Annotated in this window: 15 protein-coding genes; 7 read left to right on the plus strand and 8 right to left on the minus strand. The window is 74.0% G+C overall.

What is annotated here, in order from left to right:
* Nucleotides 1-122 precede the first annotated feature (122 nt).
* From ilvD to AB852_RS35300, 4 genes are all read right to left on the minus strand, one after another.
* Entirely contained in the window at nucleotides 123-1,973 is a 1,851-nt protein-coding gene (gene ilvD / locus AB852_RS35285; protein ID WP_073795184.1) for a dihydroxy-acid dehydratase, read from the minus strand.
* A gap of 346 nt (nucleotides 1,974-2,319) precedes the next feature.
* On the minus strand, nucleotides 2,320-2,949 hold the full coding sequence (locus AB852_RS35290) for a TetR/AcrR family transcriptional regulator (protein ID WP_073795186.1): 630 nt from the start codon (nucleotides 2,947-2,949) through the stop codon (nucleotides 2,320-2,322).
* Entirely contained in the window at nucleotides 2,946-3,935 is a 990-nt protein-coding gene (locus AB852_RS35295; protein WP_107499452.1) for a sugar phosphate isomerase/epimerase family protein, read from the minus strand. The genes AB852_RS35290 and AB852_RS35295 overlap by 4 nt, the downstream gene beginning before the upstream one ends.
* A 65-nt stretch (nucleotides 3,936-4,000) precedes the next feature.
* On the minus strand, nucleotides 4,001-4,957 hold the full coding sequence (locus tag AB852_RS35300) for a Ppx/GppA family phosphatase (protein ID WP_073795189.1): 957 nt from the start codon (nucleotides 4,955-4,957) through the stop codon (nucleotides 4,001-4,003).
* A 318-nt stretch (nucleotides 4,958-5,275) separates the two neighbouring features.
* On the opposite strand from AB852_RS35300, the gene AB852_RS35305 reads away from it, so the two are divergent.
* Nucleotides 5,276-6,100: a DUF3109 family protein gene (locus AB852_RS35305; RefSeq protein WP_073795573.1), complete on the plus strand. Its 825-nt coding sequence runs from the start codon at nucleotides 5,276-5,278 to the stop codon at nucleotides 6,098-6,100.
* Nucleotides 6,101-6,831: 731 nt separating this feature from the next.
* On the opposite strand, the gene AB852_RS35310 is transcribed toward AB852_RS35305, so the two are convergent.
* Entirely contained in the window at nucleotides 6,832-8,706 is a 1,875-nt protein-coding gene (locus tag AB852_RS35310; RefSeq protein WP_073795192.1) for a BACON domain-containing protein, read from the minus strand.
* A gap of 230 nt (nucleotides 8,707-8,936) precedes the next feature.
* Between AB852_RS35310 and radA the strand changes: the two genes are divergently transcribed.
* Together radA and disA are read left to right on the plus strand one after the other, a co-directional pair.
* Nucleotides 8,937-10,346, plus strand: a complete 1,410-nt coding sequence (gene radA / locus AB852_RS35315; RefSeq protein ID WP_073795204.1) for a DNA repair protein RadA — start codon at nucleotides 8,937-8,939, stop codon at nucleotides 10,344-10,346.
* Between the two features lie 74 nt (nucleotides 10,347-10,420).
* A complete protein-coding gene (gene disA / locus AB852_RS35320) occupies nucleotides 10,421-11,545 on the plus strand; it encodes a DNA integrity scanning diadenylate cyclase DisA (protein WP_073795206.1) in 1,125 nt (374 codons plus the stop codon).
* Between the two features lie 550 nt (nucleotides 11,546-12,095).
* On the opposite strand, the gene AB852_RS35325 is transcribed toward disA, so the two are convergent.
* The gene (locus AB852_RS35325; protein WP_073795209.1) at nucleotides 12,096-12,968 is read right to left on the minus strand and encodes a hypothetical protein; all 873 of its coding nucleotides are present in this window, start codon (nucleotides 12,966-12,968) and stop codon (nucleotides 12,096-12,098) included.
* 185 nt (nucleotides 12,969-13,153) lie between these two features.
* Here AB852_RS35325 and AB852_RS35330 point away from each other — a divergent pair, with 185 nt between their 5' ends.
* Nucleotides 13,154-13,756: a phosphatase PAP2 family protein gene (locus tag AB852_RS35330; RefSeq protein ID WP_073795211.1), complete on the plus strand. Its 603-nt coding sequence runs from the start codon at nucleotides 13,154-13,156 to the stop codon at nucleotides 13,754-13,756.
* Nucleotides 13,757-13,811: 55 nt separating this feature from the next.
* Here the strand turns inward: AB852_RS35330 and AB852_RS35335 are convergent, their stop codons facing one another.
* Together AB852_RS35335 and AB852_RS35340 are read right to left on the minus strand one after the other, a co-directional pair.
* Nucleotides 13,812-14,465: a response regulator gene (locus AB852_RS35335; protein WP_073795575.1), complete on the minus strand. Its 654-nt coding sequence runs from the start codon at nucleotides 14,463-14,465 to the stop codon at nucleotides 13,812-13,814.
* A gap of 38 nt (nucleotides 14,466-14,503) precedes the next feature.
* Nucleotides 14,504-16,393: an ATP-binding protein gene (locus AB852_RS35340; RefSeq protein ID WP_079185160.1), complete on the minus strand. Its 1,890-nt coding sequence runs from the start codon at nucleotides 16,391-16,393 to the stop codon at nucleotides 14,504-14,506.
* A 406-nt stretch (nucleotides 16,394-16,799) separates the two neighbouring features.
* Between AB852_RS35340 and AB852_RS35345 the strand changes: the two genes are divergently transcribed.
* The 3 genes from AB852_RS35345 (at nucleotide 16,800) to AB852_RS35355 (ending at nucleotide 19,664) form a co-directional block, all read left to right on the plus strand.
* The gene (locus AB852_RS35345; RefSeq protein WP_073795216.1) at nucleotides 16,800-17,738 is read left to right on the plus strand and encodes an HhH-GPD family protein; all 939 of its coding nucleotides are present in this window, start codon (nucleotides 16,800-16,802) and stop codon (nucleotides 17,736-17,738) included.
* A 568-nt stretch (nucleotides 17,739-18,306) separates the two neighbouring features.
* Nucleotides 18,307-18,846 carry a SigE family RNA polymerase sigma factor gene (locus AB852_RS35350; RefSeq protein WP_073795219.1) on the plus strand — a complete coding sequence of 180 codons (540 nt, stop codon included), beginning with the start codon at nucleotides 18,307-18,309 and terminating at the stop codon, nucleotides 18,844-18,846.
* A 119-nt stretch (nucleotides 18,847-18,965) separates the two neighbouring features.
* On the plus strand, nucleotides 18,966-19,664 hold the full coding sequence (locus tag AB852_RS35355) for a hypothetical protein (protein ID WP_079185186.1): 699 nt from the start codon (nucleotides 18,966-18,968) through the stop codon (nucleotides 19,662-19,664).
* Nucleotides 19,665-19,678: the final 14 nt, after the last annotated feature.

Below are 19,678 nucleotides of genomic sequence, written 5' to 3' on the forward strand. Positions count from 1 at the left end.
CGGACACACCGGAAGACGCCCCCCACGGCCGTGCAGTTGCACCGTGAGGGGCGTATGTCCCGTCCTGTTTTCAGGGGAGTCCGCGCGGGTTCAGCGGGCGCAGCCCGCACCCGCCGGAAGGCTCAGCCCAGCAGGCTCACATCACGCACCGCGCCCTTGTCGGCGCTGGTGGCCATCGCCGCGTAGGCGCGCAGCGCGGCCGAGACCTTGCGGTCACGCTGCTTCGGCTCGTACACGCCCGCGAGTGCCTCGCGGCGGACGGCCAGGGTGTCCTCGTCGACCAGGAGGTCGATGGTGCGGTTCGGGATGTCGATACGGATGCGGTCGCCGTCCTCCACCAGGGCGATGGTGCCGCCGGACGCGGCCTCGGGCGAGGCGTGGCCGATGGAGAGCCCGGAGGTGCCGCCGGAGAACCGGCCGTCGGTGATCAGCGCGCAGGACTTGCCGAGGCCCCGGCCCTTGAGGAAGGACGTGGGGTAGAGCATCTCCTGCATCCCGGGGCCGCCCCGGGGGCCCTCGTAGCGGATGACGACGACGTCGCCCGGGGTGATCTCCTTGCGGAGGATCTTGTCGACCGCCTCGTCCTGGGACTCGCAGACGACGGCCGGGCCCTCGAACGTCCAGATGGACTCGTCGACACCGGCGGTCTTCACGACACAGCCGTCGACGGCGATGTTGCCCTTCAGCACGGCGAGTCCGCCGTCCTTGGAGTAGGCGTGCTCGACATCGCGGATGCAGCCGTGGGCGGCGTCCGTGTCGAGGGTGTCCCAGCGCTCCGACTGGGAGAACGCCTCGGCGGAGCGCTTGCAGCCGGGGGCCGCGTGCCACAGCTCGACGGCCTCGGGGGAGGCGGAGCCGCCGCGGATGTCCCAGTCGTCGAGCCACTGCTTGACGGACCGCGAGTGGACGGTGTGCACGTCCTCGTCGAGCAGTCCGCCCCGGTACAGCTCGCCGAGGATCGCGGGGATGCCGCCCGCCCGGTGCACGTCCTCCATGTAGTACGTGGTGGTGGGCGCGACGTTCGGGGCGACCTTGGCGAGACAGGGGACGCGGCGGGAGACGGCGTCGATGTCGCTGAGGTCGTAGTCCAGCTCGGCCTCCTGCGCGGCGGCGAGCAGATGCAGGATCGTGTTGGTGGAGCCGCCCATCGCGATGTCGAGCGCCATGGCGTTGTCGAACGCGGCCCGGGTGGCGATGTTGCGCGGCAGGACGTTCGCGTCGTCCTGCTCGTAGTACCGCTTGGTGATGTCGACCACGGTCCGCCCGGCGTTCTCGTACAGCGCGCGCCGGGCCGTGTGGGTGGCGAGGACGGAGCCGTTGCCGGGCAGGGACAGGCCCATCGCCTCGGTGAGGCAGTTCATCGAGTTGGCGGTGAACATGCCCGAACACGATCCGCAGGTCGGGCAGGCGTTCTCCTCGATACGGAGGATGTCCTCGTCGGAGACGTTCTCGTTGACCGCGTCACTGATCGCGTTGATCAGGTCGAGCTTGCGGACCGTGCCGTCGACGAGGGTGGCCTGTCCGGCCTCCATCGGACCGCCGGACACGAAGACCGTGGGGATGTTGAGGCGCAGCGCGGCCATCAGCATCCCGGGGGTGATCTTGTCGCAGTTGGAGATGCAGATCAGGGCGTCCGCGCAGTGCGCCTCGACCATGTACTCGACGCTGTCCGCGATCAGGTCGCGGGACGGCAGGGAGTAGAGCATCCCGCCGTGGCCCATGGCGATGCCGTCGTCCACGGCGATGGTGTTGAACTCGCGGGGGACGGCTCCGGCGGCCTTGATCGCCTCGCTCACGATCCGCCCGACGGGCTGGAGGTGGGTGTGTCCGGGGACGAACTCGGTGAAGGAGTTCGCGACGGCGATGATCGGCTTGCCGATGTCCTCGCTCGCTACCCCGGAGGCCCGCATCAGGGCGCGTGCGCCTGCCATGTTGCGGCCGTGGGTGACAGTGCGGGACCTCAGCTCGGGCATCGTCGCTCGCTCCTTCGGGGTGACCCCCCGCGCGGCTGCGGAGGGTCGTTCGAGGCAGTTGGGGCTGAATCGAGAGTACGCCGCCCCTCCAAGATCCGGACACGCTCTTCCGGAATGTGAGACGGATATCTCGGAAATCGGGCGATTCCGGCGGGGTCGTGCCGGACGGTGGCACGGGCCTGGCCGGGGGCGGCCGAGGGGGCGGGACGGGGGCGGCCTAGGCCGGGTTCGGGTCCGGGTCGGGTCCGGCTGATCCGGTTCGGCCGGGTCGGCGTCAAGCCGGGGTCGGTCGGGGCGGCGCCGGGCCGAGGTGGCGGCGTCGGGCCGGGGCCGGGGCCGGGGGCGGTCAGGGTTCCACGAGGTAGCGCTGGAGGGTGGGGGCGACCATGGCCACGATGTCCTCGGGGTCCGCGCTCGCCAGCGGCTCGACCTGGATCACGTACCGCAGGATCGAGATACCGATCATGTGCGACGCGGCGAGTTCGGCGCGGAACTTCGGGTCGGGTACGTCCAGCTCACGGGCGATCCGCTCCAGGATCTGCCGCAGCACGAAACTCCGGAGCACCTTCGCCGCGGCCTCGTGGGTCAGCGCGGAACGGATCACCGCGAGCAGCGGGCCGCGGGTCGCCGGGTTCTCCCAGATACCGAGGAACTGCCGGGCCAGCCGCTCACCGATGTCGCTGACGTCACCGATGCCGCCACCGTCCCGGCCGAGGACCGACGCGACCAGCAGCGCCGGTTCCATCGAGACCTCGATGGCGGCGGCGAAGACCTCTTCCTTGGTCCCGAAGTAGTGGTGCACGAGTGCCGGGTCGACCCCGGCGGCCTTGGCGATCGCGCGTACGGAGGTCTTGTCGTAACCGCGCGCCGAGAACTCCTCACGTGCGGTGCGCAGGATGCGCTCACGGGTGCCCGGGCCGGGCGCGGTCCCGTCGTGGGAGGGACGGCCCCGGCGGCGGGGCGGGTCGGCGGTCACTGGCGGGGCGCCTCACGCGAGGGGTCCGGGTGGTGCGCGCGGCGGACGGGGTCCGGGCGGCGCGGCTGGCGCGGACGGTCCGGGCGGTCGGCGTCGCCGGAGGCCGTCCGGGCGGCGGAAGCACCAGGGGGCGTCCCGGCGGCGGAGGCACCGGAGATCGTCCCGGCACCGGGGGCGCGGGCGGCGGAGGCGAGGTGCAGCCGGGTGAAGGCCAGCGCCTCGGCGAGGTCGGCCTCGCGCTCGGCGTTGGACATCGCCCGGCGGGTGTTCACCTCGATCACGACATGGCCGTCGAAACCGCTGGTCGCGAGGCGTTCCAGCAGTTCGGCGCAGGGCTGGCCGCCGCGTCCGGGCACCAGGTGCTCGTCCTTGGCGGAACCGTTGCCGTCGGCGAGGTGGACATGGCTCAGCCGGTCCCCCATCCGGTCGACCATGGCCAGGGTGTCGACCCGCGAGGTCGCCGTGTGGCTGAGGTCGACCGTGAAATGCCGGTAGTCCTCCTTGGTGACGTCCCAGTCGGGCGCGTAGGCGAGCATCTCGCGGTCGCGGTAGCGCCATGGGTACATGTTCTCGACGGCGAACCGTACGTCCGTCTCGTCCGCCATCCGCCAGACGCCCTGGACGAACTCACGCGCGTACTGGCGCTGCCAGCGGAACGGGGGGTGCACCACGACCGTCGAGGCGCCCAGCTTCTCGGCGGCGGCGCGGGCGCGCTGGAGCTTCGTCCACGGGTCGGTGGACCACACGCGCTGGGTGATCAGCAGACAGGGCGCGTGGATCGCGAGGACCGGCATCCCGTAGTGGTCCGAGAGCCGCCGCAGGGCCTCGACGTCCTGGCTCACCGGGTCGGTCCACACCATGACCTCGACGCCGTCGTACCCGAGGCGCGCGGCGATCTCGAAGGCCGTCGCCGTCGACTCCGGATAGACCGAGGCCGTCGACAGGGCGACCTTCGCATCCGGGACGCGCACCACTGGTTCTGCCACGAGCACAGCGTACGGGGCCCCGCGCGGCCCTGGCGGAGGCCGGGACCCGCCCCGCCGACCGGCGGTCATGGGGTGGGGTGGCTCTGGGGGTGGGAGACCGGGAGATGGTCGAGGTGGCGCAGGATGACGCCCTCACGCAGCGCCCAGGGACAGATCTCGACCGAGTCGAGCCCGTAGAGGTCCAGCGCCGCCTCGGCGACCAGCGCCCCGGCCAGCAGCTGGTTGGCGCGGTCCGCCGACACCCCGGGCAGCCCCGCCCGCTCCGCGGTGGTCATCGCGGCGAGCTTCGGCACCCACGCCTCCAGCGACTCCCGCTTCAGCTCCCGCTGCACATACAGCCCGTCCCCGCTGCGGGCCGCGCCCGTCAGCCGCGCGAGCTGCTTGAACGTCTTCGAGGTGGCGACCGCGCGATCGGCGCCCCCGAGGCGGCTGAACTCCCCGACGGTCCGGGCGATCTGCGCGCGGACGTGCCGTCGCAGCGCCCGCACGTCCGACGCGTCCACGGGGTCGCCGGGCAGCCAGCCCGCCGTGAGACGGCCCGCCCCGAGCGGCAGCGACGCCGCGGCGTCCGGGTCCTCGTCGATCCCGTAGGCGATCTCCAGCGAACCGCCCCCGATGTCGAGGACGAGGAGCTTGCCGGCCGACCAGCCGAACCAGCGCCGGGCGGCCAGGAACGTGTGCCGGGCCTCCTCCTCGCCGGTCAGCACCCGCAGCTCGACGCCGGTCTCGGTACGGACCCGGGCCAGTACCTCGTCGGCGTTGGTGGCCTCCCGCACGGCCGAGGTCGCGAACGGCAGCAGCTCCTCGACGCCCTTGTCCTCGGCGGCCTGGACGGCGTCCCGGATCGTGGCGACCAGCAGTTCGACCCCGTCCGCGCCGATGGCTCCCCGCGCGTCCAGCAGTTGCGCGAGGCGCAGCTCCGCCTTGTGCGAATGCGCGGGGAGCGGGCGCGCGCCCGGGTGCGCGTCCATCACCAGCAGATGAACCGTGTTCGAACCCACATCAAGGACACCGAGTCTCATGAGCGTCAACGCTACTGCGCGTCCGGCGCCCGGCCTGCCCCATGTGGTGCTCCGCACGCATACCCTTGATGTGTGCCAAAGACGAAAAAGGCGAAGCGCGAGGAATCCGCCGGTTCGGCCCCCCAGGACCGGGCCGCCGGCGGAGCGGTGACCGCTGGGCGGGCGGCGGCGGGCGCCGAGCGGACCGGCAAGAGCGGCAAGGGCGGCAAGGGCGGCAAGGCGGGGAAGACCGGCCGTGGCGCCGGGGACGACAAGAACGGCAAGAGCGGTACGAACGGCGGGAGCGGCGGAAGCGGCGGAAGCGGTAAGCGCACGACGCTGATCGGCGCGGGTACCGGCCCGGCCGGTAGCGGCGCTGGTCCGGCCGCCGGCCCGGCCGACGAGAAGGGGCTGGACTTCGCCCGTGCCTGGGTCGAGTTCCCGGACCCCGCCGACGACGAACAGCTCTTCCGCTGCGACCTGACCTGGCTGACCTCCCGCTGGAACTGCATCTTCGGCAGCGGCTGCCAGGGCATCCAGACCGGCCGCGCCGCCGACGGCTGCTGCACCCTGGGCGCCCACTTCTCCGACGAGGACGACGAGGCGCGGGTCGCCGGTCATGTGGCGAGGCTCACGCCCGACATCTGGCAGCACCACGATGTCGGCACCCGTCCGGTCGCCAAGGACGGCGGCTGGATCCAGGAGGACGAGGACGGCGACCGCCAGACCCGCCGCTGGGAGGGGTCCTGCATCTTCCAGAACCGCACCGGCTTCGCGGGGGGCGCGGGCTGCTCGCTGCACATCCTCGCCCTCAAGGAGGGGCGCGAGCCCCTGGAGACCAAGCCGGACGTCTGCTGGCAGCTGCCGGTACGCCGTACGTACGACTGGATCGACCGCCCCGACGACAGCCGGGTCCTCCAGGTGTCGATCGGTGAGTACGACCGCCGCGGCTGGGGGCCGGGCGGCCACGATCTGCACTGGTGGTGCACCTCGGCGACCTCCGCGCATGGTGCGGGTGACCCCGTCTATGTCTCGTACCGCGCGGAGCTCACCGAGATGATGGGCAAGGACGGCTACGACCGTCTCGTCGAGCTGTGCGAGCGGCGTCTCGCGTCCCAGCTCCCCCTCGTCGCTCCGCACCCGGCGGACCCGCCCCACGCGTGACGCCTGTCGCCTTCGCTTGGGCTTCGTAGGTCTGTCCGGCGGGTCGCCTTCGCTTGCGCTTCCCAGGTCCGTCCGGCGGGACGCACTTCGTTCCTGTGCCGTCGCTCGGTGGGTTCGCGCAGTTCCCCGCGCCCCTTTGGGGCGCATCCGGCCGGTTCTTCGGGTCGGGGCCGGTCGGGATTCTCCGTCCTCGATCCGACACGCTCGGTACGACGTCCAGCGGAGCTACTGAAGAGCATCGGAGTCTGCGAGCAGAGATTCCCGCCCACCCCCTCCCGCAGCCATGCGACTGCACAAGGAGGAGGGTGAAAAGCAGCCCCAGGTGGGCGCCCCCAGAGGGGCGCGGGGAACTGCGCAAAAACGAGGGCGACCCGCACCCGAAAAGCGACCGCAAGAGGGCAGCACCTCAGGGGCGCGAGGAACTGCGCACCCACGGACGTACCCGCACGGGAACGAAGCACGCCCAGCACAGGAAACCCAGGGGCGCGGGGAACTGCGCGAAGACGAGGGCGACCCGCACCCGAAGAGCGACCGCAAGAGGGCAGCATCCAGGGGCGCGGGGAACTGCGCACCCCACGAACGACGGTACGGGGACGAGTGCGCCCACCCGGACAGACCTCGGGGGCGCGAGCGAAGGCGACCCGCGGGGAACTGCGCGCCCCCGGACGTACCCGCACAGGGACAGGTACGTCCAGGTGGGGACCCCCGGACGCGCGAGCGAAGGCGGGCCGTCAGCCGGTGGCCGGTGAATCGCCCGGCGGGGGGCTGGCCGGGGGCGGGGTGCCCGGGTCGGTCGGGCCGGGGTCCGGTGGGCCGGACGGGGAACCGGGGCCGGGCTCCGACGGGGCGCCCGGGGTGGACGACGGCCCCGGGCCGGGGTCGCCGGGTCCCGGGCCCGGTGGGGTGCCCGGAGAGGTGGGCGTCGGGGCGGGACCGGGCGGGGTGCCGGGACCGCCTGGGGTGCCGCCGCCCGGGGGGCCGGGGTCCGCGGGCCGTACGGGAGTCGTGGGACGGGTACGAGGCGGCTCGGGCGCGCTGTCCCCGTAGCCCTGGACGAGGACCACCGCGCCGGACGGGCCGATGGAGATACGCGCCTGCCAGGGTCCGCTCGGCTCGGTGCGGGTATCGACGCGGACCTGAAGGGTGAACGTGTCGCCCGGGGCCAGGGTTCCGGACGTACGGCTGAGGTGGAGCCAGGGGGCGTGCGGGGTCGCGGTCCAGTGCACCGGTGCGCCCCGGGCGGCGGTGAGGGCGATGAATGTGGCGCCGTCGCGGGGGAAGACGGCGACACCGAGCCGGCCGCCGCCGTCGGCCGCCCCGCCGGGGCTGATGACCTCGGCGGACATCCGGCCCTTCCCGCCGCCGGGGCCGTGCCGCGGATCGTCGTCGCTACGGGCGTTCCCGGCGTTCCCCGTGTTCGGGTAGGTGTCGGGCGCGCGCTCGTCCCCCGACCCGGCGTTGTCCCCGGCCTCGCTGGCCGTGACGGGACGGGCGTCGCCCCCGAACACCGGGGCGCCCCGGTAGGCGGCCCACAGGGCGATGACGGGCGCGGCGACGACCGTCGCGACCACCGTGGTGGTGACGGCCCGCGTACGCAGACGGTCCCGGCGGGCCGCGCGGTCCTTGGGGTCCAGCGGGAAGCCCCGGCGGTCGAACCGGGGCGCGGTGGTGCCCCGCGCGCGGGGCGCGTGGGCCATGGCCGTACGGACGGCGGCGCGCGGCGCCACGATCAGCGGAAGCTGCGAGGGGCTGATGGAGGTGCCGGGCCAGGCACCGGGCCCGGCCCGTTCGGCGGTGCGGCGGCAGCGCGGACAGTCGTCGACGTGCCGGACGAGTTCGCCCCGCAGCGTCGTGCCGAGCAGCACCTCGTCGCCGGTCATCAGCCGGGCGACACCGGTACAGGTGCCGCTCTCCACGACCGCGAGCGCGGTGCGGGTGCGTTCGACCTCGCAGGCGGCGGACGCCAGCAGGTCACGGGCCCGGGCGAGGGACAGACCGAGGACCGCGCCGACCTCGTGGACGGCGAGCCGGTGGCGCACGGCCAGTTCCAGGGCCTCGCGCTGCTCGGGGGAGGTCCCGGCGGCCTCGGGCCAGGCGAGCTGCGCGAGTTCCCGGCGGCGGACCCCCGCGGCCCTGTCGTCCTCCGCCCCCCGGTCGCCCTCGCCGCGTTCCTCCGTTCCCGGGACCCCCTCGCCGCGCGCGTCAGGACCGGGCGGCGCGCCCGGGGCGGAGGGGGTCCGGGAACGGCCCCGCGCATGGCTGCTTTGACGTTTCTTCTTGCTCTCCGCGAGACGCCGCAGACAGGCCCAGCGCGCGAGCGCGTAGAGCCACGGCCTGTGGTCGCTCTCGGCGGCGGGGGCGCGGTTCGCGCGCCGCCGCGCGAGGGCGAGCACATCACCGAGGGCGGCGGTGGCGGCGTCGTGGTCGCACAGCACCGACAGGCAGTAGGTGAACAAGCCGTCGAGGTGTGGCTCGTAGCGGGCGGGCGGGTGCGGGGCGGGCGGGTGCTGGACCACGGTGGGGTGGGTGGTCCGCTGGGGTTCCGCGCGGTGTGCCCGGTGTGCTCCGGTCGCGCGGCTGCTGCGTTGCGTCCTGCTGCTCGTCATCCTCGCGACCGTAGGCGCCCGGGAATCCCCGTTCCGTCACCTTGAGGGCTTTTAACCCCTTCGGGTGAGCAGATCCCTCGAATTGGGGACAGGAACCCGTACGCGCGTTGCCCCGAGCGCGGCCCGCCGGTGCTCCCGGGACGGGTTCGCCGCCGGCCCCGGCACGGGTTGTCCACAGGCGGGAGGCGGGGCGGCACGCGATGTCAGCGGTTGCGGTTACGGTTCGGTGCATGGCTGCCCGTACGAAAACCGCGAAGGACCGTCCGTCCTACCGCTGCACCGAGTGCGGCTGGCAGACGGTCAAGTGGCTCGGCCGCTGCGGCGAGTGCCAGGCGTGGGGCACGGTCGAGGAGTACGGCGCGCCCGCCGTGCGGACGACGGCCCCGGGCCGGGTCACCACGTCGGCGGTGCCCATCGGCCAGGTGGACGTCCGTACGGCCACCGCCCGGAGCACCGGTGTGCCCGAGCTGGACCGGGTGCTGGGCGGCGGGCTGGTCCCGGGCGCGGTGGTCCTGCTCGCCGGTGAGCCCGGGGTGGGCAAGTCGACGCTGCTGCTGGACGTGGCGGCGAAGTCCGCGAGCGACGAGCACCGCACCCTGTACGTGACCGGTGAGGAGTCCGCGAGCCAGGTGCGGCTGCGGGCCGACCGGATCAAGGCGATCGACGACCATCTGTATCTCGCGGCGGAGACCGATCTCTCGGCCGTCCTCGGTCATCTGGACGCGGTGAAGCCGTCCCTGCTGATCCTGGACTCGGTGCAGACGGTGGCGTCGCCCGAGGTCGACGGCGCGCCCGGCGGTATGGCGCAGGTCAGGGAGGTCGCGGGCGCGCTGATCCGGGCGTCCAAGGAACGCGGGATGTCGACCCTGCTGGTCGGCCATGTCACCAAGGACGGCGCCATCGCGGGCCCCCGCCTGCTGGAGCACCTGGTGGACGTGGTGCTGAGCTTCGAGGGCGACCGGCACGCCCGGCTGCGTCTGGTGCGCGGCGTCAAGAACCGCTACGGCACCACCGACGAGGTGGGCTGCTTCGAGCTGCACGACGAGGGCATCACCGGGCTGACCGACCCGTCGGGCCTGTTCCTCACCCGGCGGGCCGAGCCGGTGCCCGGCACCTGTCTGACGGTCACTCTGGAGGGCCGCCGGCCGCTGGTCGTGGAGGTGCAGGCGCTGACCGTGGACTCGCAGATCCCGTCCCCGCGCCGGACGACCTCGGGGCTGGAGACCTCCCGGGTGTCGATGATGCTCGCGGTGCTGGAGCAGCGGGGCCGGATCACCGCGCTGGGCAAGCGGGACATCTACTCGGCGACGGTCGGCGGGGTGCGGCTCTCGGAGCCCGCCGCCGACCTCGCGGTCGCGCTCGCCCTGGCGAGCGCGGCCAGTGACACCCCGCTGCCCAAGAATCTCGTGGCGATCGGTGAGGTGGGGCTCGCGGGCGAGGTCAGAAGGGTCACCGGGGTGCAGCGCAGACTGTCCGAGGCGCACCGGCTGGGCTTCACCCACGCGCTGGTTCCGGCCGACCCGGGGAAGGTCCCGGCGGGAATGCGGGTCACGGAAGTCGCGGACATGGGAGATGCTCTGCGGGTGCTGCCGAGGAGCCGTCGTACGGAGGCCCCACGGGAGCGGGAGGAGCGCCGGTAGACTTTGCCCCGGTCTCGCCCGTCCGTACGAAACGAGCACCGGGCACCCCCCAGAACCGCGACCGGAGGAGAGCAGTGGCAGCCAACGACCGGGCAGCGGCTCCCGGAAAGTCCGGCGGGAGCTCCGGTGCCGAGGGACTGATGCGGGCCGCGCTGAGCGCGGTCGCGCCGGGCACGGCCCTGCGGGACGGCCTGGAGCGCATCCTCCGGGGCAATACCGGAGGGCTGATCGTCCTCGGTTCCGACAAGAGCGTCGAGGCGATGTGCTCGGGCGGCTTCGTGCTGGACGTCGAGTTCACCGCGACCCGTCTGCGTGAGCTGTGCAAGCTCGACGGCGGCATCATCATCGACAAGGACATCACCAAGATCGTGCGGGCGGGCGTGCAGCTCGTCCCCGATCCGACGATCCCCACCGAGGAGACGGGCACCCGGCACCGCACGGCGGACCGGGTCAGCAAGCAGGTCGGTTTCCCGGTGGTGTCGGTGTCGCAGTCGATGCGGCTGATCGCGCTGTACGTCGGCGGTCAGCGGCGGGTCCTGGAGGACTCGGCGGCGATCCTGTCCCGGGCGAACCAGGCCCTGGCGACGCTGGAGCGGTACAAGCTGCGCCTCGACGAGGTCGCGGGCACCCTGTCGGCGCTGGAGATCGAGGACCTGGTGACGGTCCGCGACGTCAGCGCGGTCGCGCAGCGGCTGGAGATGGTGCGCCGGATCGCCACGGAGATCGCCGAGTACGTGGTGGAGCTGGGGACGGACGGCCGTCTCCTCGCCCTCCAGCTGGACGAGCTGATCGCGGGCGTGGAGCCCGAGCGCGAGCTGGTGGTCCGGGACTATGTGCCCGAGCCCACGGCGAAGCGTTCCCGCACGGTGGACGAGGCGCTGTCCGAGCTGGACGCGCTGACCCACGCCGAGCTGCTCGAACTCTCCACGGTGGCGCGTGCGCTGGGCTACACCGGTTCACCGGAGGCGCTGGACTCGGCGGTCTCGCCGCGCGGCTTCCGGCTGCTGGCGAAGGTGCCCCGGCTGCCCGGCGCGATCATCGACCGGCTGGTCGAGCACTTCGGCGGACTCCAGAAGCTGCTGGCCGCGAGCGTGGACGATCTTCAGGCGGTCGACGGGGTGGGCGAGGCCCGTGCCCGCAGCGTCCGCGAGGGCCTGTCCCGCCTCGCGGAGTCGTCGATCCTCGAACGCTACGTCTGACCGGTTCGGGCGGGCGCGTGGTTCGGTGGGCGCGTGGTTCGGCGGGCGCTCCGGGCTGGTCGGCCGTCAGGTTCGGCCGCCGGGTTCGGCCGCCGGGTTCGGCCGCCGGGTTCGGCCGCCGGGTTCGGCCGCCGGGTTCGGCCGCCGGGTTCGGCCGCCGGGTTCGGCCGCCGGGTTCGGCCGCCGGGTTCGGCCGCCGGGTTCGGCCGCCGGGCGGTTCGGCGGACGACGGTCGGGCGTCGGCGGTTCGGCGGACGACGGTCGGGCGTCGGCGGTTCGGCGGTCGGTCGACTGACGGTTCGGCGGGCGGCGGTTCGGCACCGTATGGGCGCTTTGCCGGAAGAGTGGCGTACGGCCCGCGAGGCGGGTTCCCGCCACTTTCCGTCCCGCCCAGGCGTATCCCCGCCCCGGGCGGGCCCCAGAGGCGCCCGGAGCCGCGATGTCGGTTCCCGGCCGATCTCACGGCCGGTCCCGTTCCGTCGGCCCGGCCGACGGCCCCGTTCCGACGGTCCCGGACTGTCAGGCCCGCCCGGTCCGCCGGTCCCGGCCGTCAGTCCCGTGTCAGGACGAACGAGGTGCGGGCGGTCGGCAGGCCCGGGGTCTTCGCCTCGACCAGATAGGTACCGGGGGAGACGTCCCCGGCCGGGGGCGTCGCGCACTTCGGGGCGCTCTGCTCGCGGTCCCACGGGAAGGTGTGGGTCGTCCGGCCGTCGGCGGGCACCCGCACCAGCACGTTCGCGGAGCGGTCGGGGCAGTGGTCGGAGGCCCAGATGTCCTTGTCGCTGCCCGACTGGGTGATCGTCACCACGGCCCGCTCGGGCCCGAGGTCGAGCTTGCAGTCGGACGCCGAGGAGTTCTGCGCGACGAGTTCGAGCTTCGGGGTCTGGCCGGGCTCGTAGGTGTTCTGGACGCTGCGCAGCGTCAACCGCATCGATGTCGGGGCGCAGTTGGGCAGGTTCGATCCGGCGGGCAGCCGGCCGCCCGTGGCCGTACCGCCGTTCGCGGGACCGCCGTTGCCGCCCGTGCCACCCGTGTCACCGGAGTCGGCCGGATCGCCGGTGCCGGTCGCGGACGGGGAGCCCGTACCGCCAGTGCCTTCCGTGCCCCCTGAGCCGCCACCCGTTCCGGAGCCCGCGGAACCCGAGCCGCCGGAGCCCTCCGTGCTGCCCTCGGACTCGTCCCGGCCGCCCGGCTTCTCGCTGATCGCGGGGCCGGACCCGGAGGGACCGGGCGTGATGGACTCCACGGGGTTCTTGCTGTTGGAGCCGTCCGCGTCGTCCCCGCCGCCGCCGTCACCTCCGCGTGAGCTCACGATCCACACGACGAGCAGCGCCAGCAGGGCGGCCATGATCAGCAGAAGGCCCCTCCGCCGCCAGTAGATGCTGGAGGGAAGCGGCCCGATCGGATTGCGCAGAGATCCCACGGCGGCAACTGTACGAGAGATCGGCCTCTTCTCCCGCCCCACCCGCCGCCCCTGAGGCAACTTTTCCGGATCATCATCCCGGAGACGGTCCGTCAGCGCCCTTCGTACCCCTGTCTTTCGTCAGGTCCGGGAGCTGACGACTGCGGGGTGTGACCGTTGGGGGCCGTTCCGTACGGTCCGTGACCATGACGTATGCCGATGACGAGTGGTACCGGGACATCACCTCCTTCGCACGGGACTCCCCCTCTTGGCTCCAACTCACCGCGGAAATAGGCACGGAGGCGGGAATCCTCGTCTTCGGACTGCTGTTCGTGGCCGCCTGGTGGCGGGTCCGCGGGGGTGATCCGCGTGCGGTGGCGGTGGCCTGCCTCGCGCCGGTCGCGACGGCCGTCGCCTATGTGGTCAGTGAGGTCCTGAAGACGTTCTTCGACCAGGACCGGCCCTGCCGGACGGTGGCGGGCGCGGTCGCGCCGCTGGTGGAGTGCCCGGAGGCGGGTGACTGGTCGTTCCCCAGCAATCACGCGACGATCGCGGGCGCGTCGGCGGTGACGGTGGCCCTGGCCTGGCGGGCCATGGTCTGGCTCACGGTCCCGCTGGCCCTGCTGCTGGCGTTCTCCCGGGTCTTCGTGGGCGTGCACTTTCCGCATGATGTGGCGGTCGGGCTGCTGCTCGGCGCGGCCGTCGGACTGCTGGCCGTCCGGGCGGGCACCGGCCCCGCGACGCGGGTGCTCAGCGCCGGACGGCACCGGCGTGGGCAGCGCACCCGTGGGCGACGCACCCGTGGCTGAGTCCGGCCGGAGCCCAGAAGTCAGGGCCCGGGCCGGGCTTCACCACCTCACCGCGTCACCGAACGCCACGCCCCGGTGCCGCCGCCCCGTCCTTCGCCGTCAGACCCGCCTCGTACGCCACGATCGCCGCCTGTACGCGGTTCCTGACGGATAGCCGGTCCAGGATGGCGCTCACATACGCCTTCACCGTGCCCTCCACGAGGTGCAGCCGACGGGCTATCTCCGGGTTGGACAGCCCCGCGCCGACGAGGGCGAGCACCTCGCGTTCCCTCGGGGTGAGGGTGCCGGTACGGGTGCGGGCGGCCGTGGCGCGGCCGAGCCGTTCCGCGCCGAGGTTGTCGATGACATGACGGGCGACCTTCGGCGAGAGGAAGGCGGCACCGTCCGCCACCGCCCGTACCCCCGCGATGAGTTCGTCGGGGTCACCGGACTTCAGCAGGAATCCGGTGGCCCCGCCGCCCAGGGCACGGGCGACGTACGCGTCCTCGGAGAACGTCGTGAGCATCGCGACGGCCGTACCCGGCACGGTCCGCAGGATCTCCTCGGCGGCGGCGAGGCCGTCGAGCCGCGGCATACGGATGTCGAGGAGCACCACATCGGGCCGGTGCGCCTGCGTCAGCCGGACCGCCTCATGGCCGTCCCCCGCCTCCGCGACGACCGCGATGCCGTCGTCGGCGGCGAGGATCGCCCGGACCCCCGCGCGGATCATCGCCTCGTCGTCGGCGAGAAGTACCCGGATCGGCCTGTTCACCGCACACCTCCTGATGACGCGCCCGGCAGCCGGGCGCCGTGGTCCGGGGCGGGCCCGGCGCGTCCGGTCGTGGCCCTCGGCACCACGTCCTTCGCGATCAGTACGCCGTCCCCGTCGAAGCAGAGCCTGAAGTAGGGGACGGTGGTGAAGAGTTCCCCGTCGGCGCGGTAGTAGCGGCACTCGTCGGCCCCGGCGGGAACGGCGGGCGCCCGGTCCCGCGGCGGGTCGGGCACGGCCCGCTCCGGCAGTTCGGCGCGCAGCGCGTCCAGGGTGGTCCCCGGGCGCAGACCGGCGTACACGGAAGGGGCGAGGACGGTGCGGGCCTCGGCGTAGGCGTACCAGGCGAGCGCGCCGCCCAGGAACACGGCCCCGGCGGCCGGTACGGCGACGACGGCGGGCAGCGTACGACGGGGCGGGCGGACGGACGCGGTCACCGCACCTGCGGGGGACCGGGCCGCGCCGACCGGGCCCGAGGCCGGTTCGACGTTCGGGCCGGGAGTCGGTTCAGGGGTCGGGCCGGGAGCCGGGTGTCCCGGTATGCGGGCGTGGACCCGGAAGTCCGTACCGTGGCGGCCCGCCTCGAAGGTGCCGCCGAGCGCGGTGACCCGCGCGCGCAGGCCGGGCAGCCCAAAGCCGCCCGGGACCGTGACGGGCGCGTCCCGGGGCGGACCGCTGACGACGGTGACGGTCGTGCCCAGCGGGTCCCGCACGGCACACACCGTCACGGGCGCGCCCGGGGCGTGTTTGGCGGCGTTGGTGAGTGCTTCCTGGACGACACCGCGGGCGACCTGCTCCGCGAGCGGCGACGGGACATCGGGTCCCTCGCCCGCGGACCCGTACGCGCGCGGAGCACCGGCTTCCTCGCCGGGGGTTCGGGGATGTCTCCGCGCAGCCCCGTACGCGCGCGGAACACCGTCCTCACCCCGAACCGCCGGTCCGACCGGAGCCCCCGGAGCCGCCGTAACCCCCGTAACCCCCGGCGGCGGCTCCGGGTCCGGCACCGCGTCCACCATCCGTACGGGCATGCCCGAGGCCGCGGCGCGGCGGACCAGGGACGCGACGCTGTCGGTGGGCACGGGGGTCAGCGGCAGGGGTTCGTCCGGCTCGCGGAGCACGCCGATGATGGCGTGCAGCCGGTCGGTGGCCTCCGCGGCGGCCGACCGCAGCTCGGCGGTGGCCGCGCGGTGCCGGGGCGGGAGGTCCCGCGCGACCTGGAGCGCTCCCGCGCGCAGCGCGATCAGGCTCAGCTCGTGCCCCAGCGAGTCGTGCATGTCCTGTGCGATCCGGGCCCGCTCACGCAGCCGCGCGCGGTCCGCGACGATGCGCTGCTCCCGTTCGAGCTGCTGCGCGCGGGCCCATCCGGCCTCGGCGAGTGCCCGGCCCTGCCGCCGGTTCCGCCCGCCGAGCCAGGGGAGGACCACGACGAACAGCAGGGCGGCGACGAGTACGAGGGCCTCGGTCACCGGGTCGACGTTCCGTACCGCGATCCTGGCGCCCCCGAGGGCCAGCAGCGCGCCGAAGGCGGCGAGCGCGGGCCCGGTACGGTCCGCCCACAAGCCCATGAGCAGCGCGAACGCCGCCAGCGAGGGCCCGAAGGCGGCCGTGAGGAGGGCCGGGGCGGCGGCTGCGACGGACAGCGACGCCACCAGCAGGAACGCGGTCACCGGACGGGCCCGGCGCAGCACGGCGGCCACGGCCAGCACGACGAGCGCGCCGGTCTGCTGCCACCAGGGGCGCGGTTCGTCGAACCCGAGCGGGTCGGCCACCAGCACGGGGACGGCGAGTACCGCCCACAGCCCGACCGCCGCCCACCCCGCGTCCCGTACCCGCCCCATGTCCCGTACCCGCCACGCCCGGCCCGGCGCGCCCGGCCCATCCGCGCTCATACCGCCCCGACCCCTTCCCCGCTTCCCGTCCCCCTCCAAGGTGCCACCCCCCACTGACAGCCCGCCGCGCGACGCTACCGCCCCGCACCCGCCCGCCACCCCTGCCGATCGTCACCCCTTTCCGCCCCGGCCCCGGCCCGGCACCCGCCTCGCCCGGGCCCCGACCGGCCGGAACCCCGTCGCGGACCCGCCCACCCACGGACACCCCGCCCGCGAACCCGGCCCCGGGCCACGGCCGCGAACCCCGCCCCGGGCACCCCGCCGCGGACCCGTGGACGCCCGCCCCGCCCGGGCGCCCAGCCGCCCGCCAGGCCGTCCGGCCGCCGTCATGGGCGGGCCCCGACCCGCCCTCGCTCGGCGTCATGCCCCCCTCGGCCCGCACACCCGTGGGAGGATCGCCCGTGCCATGACTGTGCCGACGAAGCCCACGCCCCGTACCCCCGAACCCCGTGCCGCCGAGGCCCTCCCTTCCCTTCCCGCCCTGCACGAACCCGTGATCTCGTGGTTCGAGGACCACGCGCGCGACCTGCCGTGGCGGCGCCCCGAGGCGGGCCCCTGGGGTGTGATGGTCAGCGAGTTCATGCTCCAGCAGACCCCGGTCAGCCGGGTGCTGCCCGTCTACGAGCAGTGGCTGGCCCGCTGGCCGCGCCCCGCCGATCTGGCCAAGGAACCCTCCGGTGAGGCGGTCCGCGCGTGGGGCCGGCTCGGCTACCCGCGCCGCGCGCTGCGCCTGCACGGCGCGGCGACGGCCATAACGGAGCGGCACGGCGGCGATGTGCCCGCCGAGCACGCCCAGCTCCTCGCGCTGCCCGGGATCGGTGAGTACACGGCCGCCGCCGTGGCGTCGTTCGCGTACGGACAGCGGCACGCCGTCCTCGACACCAATGTGCGCCGGGTCATCGCCCGCGCGGTGGCCGGGACGCAGTACCCGCCGAACGCGACGACCGCCGCCGAACGCAAGCTCGCCCGCGCGCTGCTGCCCGACGAGGAGAGCACCGCCGCCCGGTGGGCCGCCGCGTCGATGGAGCTGGGCGCGCTGCTGTGCACGGCCCGGGGCGAGCGCTGCGACCGCTGCCCGATCGCGTCGCTGTGCGCGTGGCGGCTGGCGGGCAAGCCCGAGCACCAGGGACCGCCCCGGCGCGCGCAGACGTACGCGGGGACGGACCGGCAGGTGCGGGGCAAGCTGCTCGCGGTGCTGCGGGAGGCCACGGCCCCGGTGCCGCAGACGGTGCTGAACCGGGTGTGGGACGAACCGGTGCAGCGGGCCCGCGCGCTCGACGGACTCGTCTCGGACGGCCTGGTGGAGCCGCTGGCGGGCGGCCTGTACCGGCTCCCGCACTCCTGACGCCCCGTCACCACCGCACGACGACGGCCCCGGTGGCCCACCCACCGGGGCCGCCCCATGTCCGGCCCACGCCCACCCCGCGCCTGGCCCGACTCCCCCGACTCCCCCGGCCCCTGGGCAGCCGGCCAGCCCGGACATCCGGCAGCCCGGCCACCCCGGACATCCGGACGCCCAGGCACCCACGCACCCACGCACCGGCACCCCGCGCACCCATGACGCGCCCCGGCGCGCGTCCCGGTGCCACCGTCGGACGCGCCCCGTACGCCCCCGGCGGTGATCACCCCTGGCCCTCCGCACGTCCCCGGTACGTCACGCGTGTCCCTCCCCGTACATCCGGTGACGCCCCGTCCGTCACCTCGACGGCGCGACCAATCGCCCCAAACCCGGCTTAAATTCCAGCGGCCCTACCCCTTTCCTATATCTGTTACACAACCGACGGACAGCCGTGCGTCCCCCGCGTGCTGGCCCGCACAGTGCCGTGACAACTGCTCCGTACCTTCAGTTCTGTGCCGGTGAGGCACACACGGGAAGACGGCGGCCGGGGGGCCGGATCGGAGGCGACGGGGACATGGCGCAGGGAGAGGTGCTCGAATTCGAGGAGTACGTCCGCACACGGCAGGACGCCCTGCTGCGCAGTGCCCGACGGCTGGTTCCCGACCCGGTGGAGGCCCAGGACCTGCTCCAGACCGCGCTGGTGCGCACGTACGGCCGCTGGGACGGCATAGCGGACAAGCGGCTGGCCGACGCGTATCTGCGCCGCGTGATGATCAATACGCGGACGGAGTGGTGGCGCGCCCGCAAGCTGGAGGAAGTGCCCACCGAGCAGCTCCCGGAGCCCTGTGTCGAGGACTCCACCGAACAGCACGCCGACCGCGCCCTGCTGATGGACATCATGAAGGTGCTCGCTCCGAAGCAACGCAGTGTCGTCGTGCTGCGACACTGGGAGCAGATGTCCACGGAGGAGACGGCCGCCGCCCTCGGCATGTCGGCCGGTACGGTCAAGAGCACGCTGCACCGGGCACTCGCACGGCTCCGGCAGGAGTTGGAGAGCCGGGACCTGGACGCACGCGCGCTCGAACGTGAGGAGCGGGAGCGTTGCGCGGCGTAGGGACCCGGGTCGGGGCGGCTTGGAGGGCCGCCCGGCACACCAGATCCACCCCGCCCACGACCGGCGCGGGCCCGCACTCGGGCCCCCCGTCCGGCGAACACCGCACGCCGGTGGCGGACTTGGGGCCGCCCGGCGGACCGCCCCCGGCCCGTACGGACACAGCGGACACCGCGGCCGGGGCGGCGGACGGTAGGGGCGGAACCCTCAGCTGGCAGGCGGGGAGTACGGCGGCAGCCGTGCTCGCCGCCCTCGGCGTTTTCGTCGCCTCCTGTTCCACCGGTGGCACCGGCACCCGTGACGAGGGCCCCGCCCGCACGGACACCGTCAGCCAGACCACCCCCTCACCCACCCCGTCCCCCGCCCCCAAGCGCGTCAACGCGGTGCGTCTGCTCCTGGACGACCCCGAGGTCAGCGCCGCGGTCAAGGACGGTCTGCGTCCCTGCACCGGGGACGAGTACCCCGTCGACGTGATCTACGGAAGCCTCACCGGCGTCACCTCCACGGATGTGGTCGTCAACGTCCTGAGCTGCGAGGACGCCGTCGGTCTCGGCTCCTACGTGTACCGTCCCCAGGGCAGCGCGTACGAGAACGTCTTCCGGTCCGAGGAGCCCCCGGTGTATGCCGAGATCGACCGCGGGGACCTGGTCGTGACCCAGCAGGTGTACGCCGACAAGGACCCGGTCGCCTTCCCCTCCGGCGAGGACGTCGTCACATACCGGTGGGCCACCGCCGCCGACGCCTTCACGGAACGGGCCCGCACCCACAACGACTACGGCAACGCGGCGGCCGGTACCACCGCCGCTCCGCCGGACAACTGAGAGCGACGGATACG

It is taken from the genome of Streptomyces uncialis (assembly GCF_001905345.1).
Lineage (GTDB): Bacteria > Actinomycetota > Actinomycetes > Streptomycetales > Streptomycetaceae > Streptomyces > Streptomyces uncialis.